The organism is Corallococcus exercitus, assembly GCF_003611585.1.
In the GTDB taxonomy this organism is placed as follows: Bacteria; Myxococcota; Myxococcia; order Myxococcales; family Myxococcaceae; genus Corallococcus; species Corallococcus exercitus.
Genome location: NZ_RAVW01000355.1, coordinates 1 through 10,408, shown reverse-complemented (window position 1 = coordinate 10,408; position 10,408 = coordinate 1). Strand labels below are relative to the sequence as shown.

The window sequence follows — 10,408 nt, the reverse complement described above, 5'->3', positions numbered from 1 at the left end:
CCGACACCACCACCACCCCCGGGGTGACGACCTTGCCCGCCTTCGCATCGAAGAGGCGGGCGGCCTTCAGCACCTGCACCCGGGCGGGTGCGGCGGCGGAGGAGGACAGCGACAACAGGAGGGACCCGAAGAGCAGAGCGCGTCGCAAGGTCCCGCCATGCTACCGCCTTGATTCATCCCGCGTGCATCCGGTCGAACTCCACGGCGCAATGCGCGGAGAACACCTTCACCTCGTGTCCGTGGGCGCGCACCAGTCCGCGCAGCCGCTCTTGATTTTGGAGCCGCGCGGCGTTGTCCACCGACTTCAGCTTCTGGAACAGCGCCACGCCCCACGGGCTTCGCGGCGCCACGGGGTCCACCTCGCGGTGGCTGAAGTACGCGTCCCCTGCGTGCAGCACCCAGCCCCCGGGTCCCTTCACCGCGACGCCGCAGTGGCCCGCGGTGTGCCCCGTCAGCGGCACCAGCAGCACCTCCGCGTCCAGGCCCGGAATCACCCGCACCGACTCGAAGCCGAACCAGCGCTCCCCGTCCACCGCGTACCGGCTCCACTTCGGCCCGTGGGCCCACTGGACCGGCTGGTACCCGAACTTCGCGCCGGCCTCCGGCGGCACCATGGCCGCGGCGTGCTCGTCTCCGAAGACGTGGACCTGGGCGTCCGGGAAGTCCGCCAGCCCCCCGACGTGGTCCAGGTCCAGGTGCGTGGGCACGATGTGCCGGACGTCCTCGCGCTTGAAGCCCAGGCGCTCCACCTGCGCCAGCGCCGTCTCCGCCGGATCCAACCGGGGCGCGTTGCGCTTCACGAAGCGCTGGCCCAGGCACCCGTTCGCATCCTGCACGTCCCGGGTGCCCAGGCCCGTGTCCACGAGGACGAGCCCCCGCGACGTCTCCAGCAGCAGGCAGTGGCAGACCATCCGGGCCCGCTCGAACAGCCCGCCCGAGCCCGTGACGAACCGGGCGCTGGCGGGACACAAGGTTCCGCAGTTGAGGTGGTGGATTCGCATGCTCGGCAAGGTACGGACCGGGCCCCGGTGCCCGATTGGAGGAATCGGCCATGCGTCCCGGCGCGGCTTGAAAGCCCCGGCCCCTCCGCCCCATGCTCCCCGGCGATGGCCGCTCCGCCCGACACCGCGCTTGCCCCCCGGGCCGACCTGTCCCGCTTCATCCAGCGCGCGCGCGTCCTCTGGCGAGGCCCCTCCCCGGGCGACTACGTCCGCGTGCCGGACGGCACCGTGGAGCTGGTGGTCCGCGTCACTCCCACCACCTGCGACGTGCACGCCCTGGGGCCCCGGGAACAGGTGGTGCGCAAGGCGCCCTCGGAGGTGCCGCCCGATACGCTGGGCATCCAGTTCAAGCCCGGCGGCGCCTACCCCTTCTTCGGCCTGCCCATGTCGGAGCTGGCCCACCGCTCGCTCTCCATCGACACGCTCTGGGGCAAGGCGGACGGCGCCCGGCTCCGCGCCGCGCTCGCGGAGGCCCCTACTTCCCAGGCCCGCCTGCGCACGCTCGAGGCGGCCCTCGTGGACCGGCTCCACCGCGACGACGTCTTTGAACCGGCCGCCGCGTACCTCGTGCGGCGCGGCATCCGCCTGCTCACGGACGCCGTGGAGATCCCCCGCGTCGCGGAGCTGGCCCGCACCCTGGGCGTGAGCGAGCGGCACCTGCGCCGCGCCTTCGATGACGTGCTGGGCATGGGACCCAAGTCCTATGCCCGGCTCGTGCGCTTCCAGCGCGCGCTCCAGGCCTCCAGGGTCCAGGGCCAGGGCGCACGGCCGGACTGGGGCGCCATCGCCGCCGGTGCTGGGTACTATGATCAGGCCCACCTCATCGCGGACTTCCGGGCGGTGCTGGGCACCACGCCGGGCGCGTGGACGCGGTCCCGGGCGGCCTGATCCGGCTCGGACGCGGTGCGTCGCGACGCGGTAGGTGAGAAATCCGCCTGCCTGCCAGGGGTCCCAGGGAATCGTTCGGGCGCTCGGACGTTGTGCTTCTGGCGTGGGCGTTTTCCCAGCTTGACCGCCGCTGGGGCATCCCTCACAAACGCCCCGTCCCCGCGGGTCTCCGTCCCGCGGCCCGAAAGGATCCCATTCATGAAGCGATTGATCGTCATCGCCGCCCTCGTGGGTGCCGCCCCGGCGCTCGCCGATGAAGGCATGTGGACGTACAACAACTTCCCCGCCGCCAAGGTGAAGGAGAAGTACGGCTTCCAGCCGGATCAGCAGTGGCTGGACAAGCTGCGCCTGGGCGCGGTGCGTCTGGCCGGCGGCTGTTCCGCCAGCTTCGTGTCGCCGGATGGCCTGGTGATGACGAACCACCACTGCGCGCGCGGCTGCATCGAGCAGCTGTCCACCGCGAAGCAGGACTACCTGGCCAACGGCTTCTACGCGAAGACGCAGGCCGAGGAGAAGCAGTGCCCGGCGATGGAGGTGAACCAGCTCGTTGAGATCACCGACGTCACCGACCAGCTCAACAAGGCCACCCAGTCGATGACCGGCAAGCAGTACTCGGACACGCTGAAGGCGGAGATGGCCAAGGTGGAGAAGGCCTGCGCCAACGGCGACGACAAGGTGCGCTGTGACGTCGTCACGCTGTACCAGGGCGGCAAGTACAACCTCTACAAGTACCGCCGCTTCCAGGACGTGCGCCTGGTGTTCGCCCCGGAGCACGCCATCGCCTTCTTCGGCGGTGACCCGGACAACTTCGAGTTCCCCCGCTACGACCTGGACGTGTCCTTCGTTCGCGTCTACCAGGACAAGCAGCCGGTGAAGACGCCGGACTACTTCAAGTGGTCCGAGCACGGCGCGAAGGAAGGCGAGCTGACGTTCGTGGCCGGCAACCCGGGCCGCACCTCGCGCGCGCTGACCATCGCGGAGCTGGAGTACATCCGCGACGTGTCCATGCCCAAGACGCTCATGTACCTGTCCGAGCTGCGCGGCATGATCACCGAGTTCCAGAAGCGCGGCCCCGAGCAGAAGCGCATCTCCAGCAACCTGCTGTTCGGCGTGGAGAACGCCCTCAAGGCGTCCAAGGGCCGCCACGAGGCGCTGCTGGACAAGAAGTTCTTCGCCTCCAAGGTCGCCGCGGAGCAGGAGCTGCGCAAGAAGGTCGACGCGAACCCGGAGATGAAGAAGAAGTACGCCGCGGCGTGGGATGAGATCGCCAAGGCCGAGGCGCAGCTCGTCAACCTGCGCAAGGACCTGAACTTCATCGAGCAGGGCCAGGGCCTGTCCTCCACCCTGTTCGGCATCGCCAAGACGCTGGTGCGCGCCGGCGACGAGCTGCCCAAGGACAACGGCCAGCGGCTGCGTGAGTTCAACGACGCCAACCAGCCCGCGCTCAAGGCGCAGCTGTTCAGCCCCGCGCCCATCTACCCGGAGCTGGAGATCGCCCGCCTGACGTTCAGCCTCACCAAGCTGCGTGAGGAGCTGGGCGCCAAGCACCCGTTCGTGAAGAAGGTGCTGGGCAAGGAGTCCCCGGAGCAGGTCGCCACCCGCGTGGTGAAGGGCTCCAAGCTGGCGGACGTGAAGACGCGCCAGGCGCTCTTCGACGGCGGCAAGAAGGCCGTGGACGCGTCCAAGGACCCGATGATCCAGCTGGCCGCGCTGGTGGACCCCGACGCGCGCGCCATCCGCAAGAAGTTCGAGGACGACGTGGAGTCCGTCATCAAGAAGAACAGCGAGCTCGTCGCCAAGGCGAGCTTCGACATCTACGGCACCAGCCAGTACCCGGACGCGACGTTCTCCCCGCGCGTGTCGTTCGGCTCGGTGAAGGGCTACATGGAGGACGGTGAGAAGGTCGCGCCCATCACCCAGATGGCCGGCACCTTCGAGCACGCCACGGGCCAGGACCCGTTCGCCCTGCCCAAGTCGTGGGTGAAGTCGGAGAAGGTCATCACCGGCACCACGCCGATGAACTTCGTCAGCACCAACGACATCATCGGCGGCAACTCCGGCTCGCCCGTGGTGAACAAGAACCACGAGATCGTTGGCCTGGTGTTCGACGGCAACATCCAGTCGCTGGGCGGTGAGTACGGCTTCGACGAGTCCGTGAACCGCACGGTGTCCGTGCACTCGGACGCCATCATCGAGGCGCTCCAGAAGGTCTACGGCGCCAACCGCGTGCTGGAAGAGCTGCGCCCCGGCAGCACCAAGGTGCCGCCCGTGAAGGCCAACCCGGCGGGGTAGTCCTCCCCACCGCGTCTTGAAGTCCCCAGAGGCTGTCCGGTGCGAACCGGGCAGCCTCTTCGTTCATCTGCTCCCAGGTCCGCCATGCGCCTCCGCCCCGCCCTGCTCGTCGTGACGACCACCGCCGCCCTCTGCCTGGAGGCCTGCGCCACGAAGCGCCCCGGGGAGGTCTCGCCGGCGGTCCAGGACGTGGTCGCCACGGTGGACGTGGACCACTTCTGGGAGGCCTACGACGCCGTGCGGGCCACGACGGACCCCGCCGAACAGCTCGCCCGGTTCCAGGCGCTCTACATCGACCGGGGCACGCCGGGGCTGCACAGCTTCATGCGCGCCAGGCACTACACCGCCCAGGGCTACGTGGACGCCATCCGCGACTACCCCCGGTTCTGGGACTCGGTGCGGCCGCTGACGGCGCGGGCAAGGGAGGCGGTATCCCGCGTCGAACCCACACTGAAGCGGTTCCGCGTGCTCTACCCGGCCCTGGGCCCCGCGGAGGTCTACTTCGCCGTCGGGGCGCTCAAGTCGAGCGGCACCGCGCTGGACGGCCGCGTGCTGGTGGGCGCGGAGCTGGCCACCGGAGATGAAGGGGTCGACGTGTCGGAGCTGCCGCCGAAGCTGCGCGACGGGCTGGGCACCTTCTTCAAGAGCCGCCCCCACCAGGGCATGGACCTGCTCATCGCCCACGAGGCCGTGCACACCCGCCAGAAGCCGCCCGCTGACGTGCTGGTGAACTGGGTCGTCTACGAGGGCGTGGCGGACTTCGTGGCGGAGCAGGTCACCGGACGGCTGCCCCCGCTGGCCTACGTCACCTACGGCCCCCAGCACGACGCCGAGCTGCGCGAACGGTTCCGCGAGGCCCAGGACGCGACGGACACCTTCGCCCCCTGGCTCTGGGCGGGCGCGGACAACGCGTTCGGCGTGGCGGACGTGGGCTACTACGTGGGCTACGCGGTGGCTCGCGCCTACCATGCGAAGGCCCCGGACAAGCAGGCGGCGCTCCGGCGGATGATTGAACTGGACTACGCGGACACCGCCGCGGTGAAGACCTTCGTCAGGGAGAGCGGCTACCTGCCGTGAAGTCGAGGCGCTCCGGCACTCCCCCCGGGGCAGGAGGTTTCATGGACGCGCGCGCCGAGCAGTTCATGCGGGACGGCTTCATCCGGATCGACCAGGCCTTCCCCCGTGAAGTCGCGGACGAGGCCCGGGCCATTCTCTGGAAGGACACGGGCTGTGACCCGGACCGGCCCGCCACCTGGACCCGGCCCGTCATCCGCCTGGGCATGTACACCCAGCAGCCCTTCGTGGACGCCGCCAACACGCCCGTGCTGCACGCGGCGTTCGACGAACTCGTCGGTCCCGACCGGTGGCTGCCGTGCCGGGCCATGGGCACGTTCCCGGTGCGCTTCCCCTCCCCGCAGGACCCGGGCGACGCGGGGTGGCACATCGACGTGGGCTTCGACTTCGACAAGCCGGACTTCATGGACTGGCGCGCCAACGTCGCCTCGAAGGGCCGGGCGCTGCTGATGCTCTTCCTCTTCTCCGACGTGGGCGAGGACGACGCGCCCACGCGCATCCGGGTGGGCTCGCACCAGGACGTGGCCCGGCTGCTGGGCCCCGCGGGCGAGGCGGGCCTGACGCTCCGGCAGCTCGCGGCCAACGGCTTTGCTGAGTCCGCCCACCGGCGGGAGGTGCTGGCCACGGGCGAGGCGGGCACCGTCTACCTGTGCCACCCCTTCCTCGTGCACTCGGCACAAGCCCACCGGGGAACGCGGCCGCGCTTCATGGCGCAGCCGCCGCTGTTGCCCCGGGAGCCGCTGAGCCTGGCCCGGCTCCCGGAGGACACGTCGCCGGTGGAAGAAGCCATCCGGCGCGCTGTCACTTGAGCGCCCTGCCCTACCGCCTCACTCCCACTCGATGGTGGCGGGCGGCTTGGAGGAGATGTCGTAGACGACGCGGTTGATGCCGCGCACCTCGTTGGTGATGCGCGAGGAGATCTTCTCCAGGATGGGGAACGGGATGCGCGCCCAGTCCGCCGTCATGCCGTCCACGCTGGTGACGGCGCGCAGCACGCAGGTGGACTCGTAGGTGCGCTCGTCGCCCATCACGCCCACGCTCTGCACCGGCAGCAGCACGGCGAAGGCCTGCCACACCTCCTTGTAGAGGCCGGCCTTGTGGATCTCCTCCTGCACGATGGTGTCCGCGCGGCGCACCAGGTCCAGGCGCTTCTCATTCACCTCGCCCAGCACGCGGATGGCCAGGCCCGGGCCCGGGAAGGGCTGGCGGGAGACCATCTCGTCCGGCAGGCCCAGCTCGCGGCCCAGGGCGCGGACCTCGTCCTTGAAGAGCTCGCGCAGGGGCTCCACCAACTTGAGCTTCATCTGCTCCGGCAGGCCGCCCACGTTGTGGTGGCTCTTGATGGTGACGGACGGGCCCTTCCAGGACACGGACTCGATGACGTCCGGGTACAGCGTGCCCTGCGCCAGGAAGCCCGCGTCCTGCACGTCGCGCGACGCCTCCTCGAACACGGCGATGAACTCGCGGCCGATGATCTTCCGCTTCTGCTCCGGATCCGTGACGCCGGCCAGCTTCGACAGGAAGCGCTCGCGCGCGTCCACCGTCTTGAGCGGCACGTGGAAGCGGTCCACGAAGAGCGCCTCCACCTGCGCCCGCTCCCCCTGCCGCAGGACGCCGTTGTCCACGAAGATGCACTGGAGCCGCGGGCCGATGGCCCGGTGCAGGAGCAGCGCCGCCACGGAGCTGTCCACGCCGCCGGACAGCCCGCAGATGACGCGGCCCTCCTCACCCACCTGCTTGCGGATGGTCTCCACGGCCTCGTCGATGAAGCCCTTCATCGTCCAGGAGCCGGTGACCTTGCAGTCGTTGAAGAGGAAGGCGCGCAGCATGGCCTTGCCCTGCGGCGTGTGGACCACCTCCGGGTGGAACTGGAGGCCGTACCAGGGCTTCGTCGCGTGCGCGGCCGCCGCGAAGGGCGAGTTGCCGCTGCGGCCGATGGCCTCGAAGCCGGGCGGCAGCACGTCCACCCGGTCGCCGTGGCTCATCCACACCTGCACCTGGTCGCCCGGGTGGAACTCCGCGAAGGGACCGCGGGGGGTGAGGACCTCCACCGCCGCGCTGCCGAACTCGCGGTGCGCTCCCCGGTCGATGCGGCCGCCCAGGAGCTTGGAGATGAGCTGGAGGCCGTAGCAGATGCCCAGCACGGGCGCGCCGGCCTCGAAGACGTAGGGGTCGCAGCGCGGGGAGCCAAGCGCTTCCACGGACGCCGGCCCGCCGGAGAGGATGATGCCCTTCGGCGCGAACTGGCGGATGTCGGCGGCGGGGAGGTCCGGGCGGTGGATCTCGCAGTAGACGCCCAGCTCGCGCACCCTGCGGGCGATGAGCTGGGTGTACTGGCTCCCGAAATCAAGGATCAGGATCTTCTCGGAGTGCAGGTCCACCGGCGATTCTCCCAGGGGGCGTCGTTGACGGGTGGGGGCCCTTATCGCTACAAACTTCGGGAAATCAACGCTGAAAGGCCGTCAATTGTTCGTGCGCCGCCTGTCCGCTTCCACTGCAGCAGCCATGCTCCTCCTGTCCGCTTCGGGGTGCGTGAAGGAGATCACCTCCGACGAACGCCTGGAGCGAGACACCCGCAGCGTCGCGGTGAAGGACTCGCCCGGGGTCACCGAGCTGTCCAAGCTCACCTGTGACGACACCACCCAGCCCCTCAACAAGGCGCGGGACGTGAACCGGCCGGAGTCCGACCGGCTGGTGGACTACGTCAATCTGTACTCGTCCCTGAAGGACCGCACCCACACCTTCGAGGACGCCATGGCCCGCAACCCGGACCTGAGCTACCGCGAGGGCAGCCAGAACCTGGTCAACGCCAAGGACACCTGCATCCAGCAGACCGCGGACGTCCGGGTGGAGTTCGAGACCTACCTGCGCGAGCTGGTGGACGTGCCCACGGTGCAGGAGATCAAGGGGGGCAACACCGTCACGGTGGCCCGCCTGGACTTCGCCACCCTGAAGAAGGCCATCGAGACGCTGGACCCGGACGACCGCGAGCAGCTGCTCCAGCGCGTGGGCGCGGCGGAGAAGCGCGTGTCCACCACGGCCGCCCCCGCCGAGGACACGTCCGGCGGCGGCAAGCGTCGCGGCAAGTAGGCCCCTGCCTGCCCTCCCCTGCCCCGAAGTCTCCTTCGGGGCGGGGAGCCTCACCGCCCTACTCCATCCGGTAGTTGGGCGCTTCCTCGGTGATGATGACGTCGTGCACGTGGCTCTCCTTGAGCCCGGCGGACGTGATGCGCGTGAAGGTGGCCTTCGTGCGCAGGTCCTCGATGGTGGCGCAGCCCACGTAGCCCATGCCGCTGCGGATGCCGCCCAGCATCTGGTGCACGTTCATGGAGAGCGTGCCCTTGTACGGGACGCGGCCCTCGATGCCCTCCGGCACCAGCTTCACCGCCTCCACGTCGGACTGGAAGTAGCGGTCCTTGGCGCCCTGCTTCATGGCGCCCAGGCTGCCCATGCCGCGGTAGCTCTTGTAGCTGCGGCCCTGGTACAGGATGACGTCGCCGGGGGACTCCTCGGTGCCGGCGAACAGCGAGCCGATCATCACGGAGCTGGCGCCCGCGGCGAGCGCCTTCACGATGTCGCCCGAGTACTTGATGCCGCCGTCGGAGATGATGGGGATGCCGTGCTTGTCCGCCTCGCGGGCGCAGTCATCCACCGCCGTCACCTGGGGCACGCCCACACCGGCCACCACGCGGGTGGTGCAGATGGAGCCCGGGCCAATGCCCACCTTCACCGCGTCCACGCCCGCTTCAATCAGGGCGCGCGTGCCTTCCGCGGTGGCCACGTTGCCGGCGATGAGGTCGAAGCCCTTGAAGTTCCTGCGCGTGTCGCGCACGCCTTCAATCACGCCCTTCGAGTGGCCGTGCGCGGTGTCCACGACGATGACGTCCACGCCCGCCTTCACCAGCGCGTCGATGCGGGCCTCGCGGTCCGCGGACACGCCCACGGCGGCGGCGCACAGCAGGCGGCCCTTGGCGTCCTTGGCGGCGTAGGGGTGCGTGCGGCGCTTCTCGATGTCCTTGATGGTGATGAGGCCCTTGAGCTCGTAGGACTCGTTCACGACGAGGAGCTTCTCGATGCGGTGCTCGTGCAGGAGCTTCTGGGCGTCGTCCTGGGAGATGCCCTCGTGGCCGGTGACGAGCTTCGTCGTCATCACGTCCTCGACCTTCTGGGAGAAGTTCTTCTCGAAGCGCACGTCGCGGCTGGTGAGGATGCCCACCAGGCGCTTGCCCTGCACCACGGGCACGCCGGACACGCCGTGCACCTTCATCAGCTCCAGGGCGCGGGCGAGCGGTGCCTTGGGGTCGATGGTGATGGGATCCACCACCATGCCGCTCTCGAACTTCTTGACCTTGAGGACCTCCAGGGCCTGCTGCTCGGGCGTCATGTTCTTGTGGATGACGCCGATGCCGCCCTCCTGCGCCATGGCGATGGCGGTGCGCGCCTCCGTCACGGTGTCCATGGCCGCGGACAGCAGGGGCACGTTGAGGCGGATGTTGCGCGTCAGTCGGGTGGTGAGGTCGGCATCACGCGGGGTGACGGCGCTCTCACCGGGCAGCAGGAGCACGTCGTCGAAGGTGAGGGCCAGCCGGATATCGGGGTTCAACATGGGGGCTCCCGGAGGCCCCGCGGGGCACCAGCGCCCGGCGGGTGCGTGTCCATACGGTTTGCGCGGCTGCCGCGCAACGGAAGAAGGTTTTTTGCCGCCCGTTCCCAGGGACTTCGGGTGATACTCGGCGTCCCACCAACATTTCTTGGGACTTGGACCGGGCCTTGGCGGAATTGAATCAAGCGGGGGCGGTCGGGCTGGTGGTGAAGCTGCCCTTCGCCACCCCCGAGGAGTTCCTCGCGAAATACGGGGGCAACATCACCCGGGGCGGCATCTATTTGCGCGCCAAGGCCGTGCGCCCCCCAGGCACGGCCGTTACCCTGGACCTCCGCCTGGCAGGCGGCGACCGGCTCCTCTACACGGCGGCCATCGTCCACTTCGTCACCGGACAGCAGGGCCAGGGCATCTCCGGCATGGGCCTGAAGTTCGGGGAGGCGGATCCACCGACCCGCCGGTTCCTGGACGCCGCGGTCGCCATCCTTCCGCATGCCCAGTCGGACCTGCCGCCCGTGCCCAACGGCGTGGGCCCCGCGGACTACACCGTCCC

At 69.6% G+C, this 10,408-nt stretch carries 9 protein-coding genes; 6 read left to right on the top strand and 3 right to left on the bottom strand.

Annotated elements, in window-relative coordinates; genetic code table 11:
• Positions 1-173 precede the first annotated feature (173 nt).
• Complete coding sequence (locus D7W79_RS31795; protein WP_120529128.1) at positions 174-1,001, bottom strand: MBL fold metallo-hydrolase; 828 nt, start codon at positions 999-1,001, stop codon at positions 174-176.
• 105 nt (positions 1,002-1,106) lie between these two features.
• Here D7W79_RS31795 and D7W79_RS31790 point away from each other — a divergent pair, with 105 nt between their 5' ends.
• The 4 genes from D7W79_RS31790 (at position 1,107) to D7W79_RS31775 (ending at position 6,064) form a co-directional block, all read left to right on the top strand.
• Positions 1,107-1,889, top strand: coding sequence for a helix-turn-helix transcriptional regulator (locus D7W79_RS31790; protein WP_120529127.1), 783 nt, complete (start codon positions 1,107-1,109; stop codon positions 1,887-1,889).
• Between the two features lie 198 nt (positions 1,890-2,087).
• Positions 2,088-4,181: a S46 family peptidase gene (locus D7W79_RS31785; protein ID WP_120529126.1), complete on the top strand. Its 2,094-nt coding sequence runs from the start codon at positions 2,088-2,090 to the stop codon at positions 4,179-4,181.
• An 84-nt stretch (positions 4,182-4,265) separates the two neighbouring features.
• Positions 4,266-5,258, top strand: a complete 993-nt coding sequence (locus D7W79_RS31780) for a DUF2268 domain-containing putative Zn-dependent protease (protein ID WP_120529125.1) — start codon at positions 4,266-4,268, stop codon at positions 5,256-5,258.
• A 41-nt stretch (positions 5,259-5,299) separates the two neighbouring features.
• Positions 5,300-6,064, top strand: coding sequence for a phytanoyl-CoA dioxygenase family protein (locus D7W79_RS31775; RefSeq protein ID WP_120529124.1), 765 nt, complete (start codon positions 5,300-5,302; stop codon positions 6,062-6,064).
• 18 nt (positions 6,065-6,082) lie between these two features.
• On the opposite strand, the gene guaA is transcribed toward D7W79_RS31775, so the two are convergent.
• The gene (gene guaA, locus D7W79_RS31770; RefSeq protein WP_120529123.1) at positions 6,083-7,636 is read right to left on the bottom strand and encodes a glutamine-hydrolyzing GMP synthase; all 1,554 of its coding nucleotides are present in this window, start codon (positions 7,634-7,636) and stop codon (positions 6,083-6,085) included.
• 124 nt (positions 7,637-7,760) lie between these two features.
• On the opposite strand from guaA, the gene D7W79_RS31765 reads away from it, so the two are divergent.
• Complete coding sequence (locus D7W79_RS31765; protein WP_120529122.1) at positions 7,761-8,345, top strand: hypothetical protein; 585 nt, start codon at positions 7,761-7,763, stop codon at positions 8,343-8,345.
• Positions 8,346-8,403: 58 nt separating this feature from the next.
• Here D7W79_RS31765 and guaB read toward each other — a convergent pair whose 3' ends face one another.
• The gene (guaB, locus tag D7W79_RS31760; RefSeq protein WP_120529121.1) at positions 8,404-9,861 is read right to left on the bottom strand and encodes an IMP dehydrogenase; all 1,458 of its coding nucleotides are present in this window, start codon (positions 9,859-9,861) and stop codon (positions 8,404-8,406) included.
• Between the two features lie 164 nt (positions 9,862-10,025).
• On the opposite strand from guaB, the gene D7W79_RS31755 reads away from it, so the two are divergent.
• Positions 10,026-10,408: TIGR02266 family protein (locus D7W79_RS31755; protein ID WP_120529129.1), on the top strand; the 383-nt coding region annotated here is incomplete at its 3' end.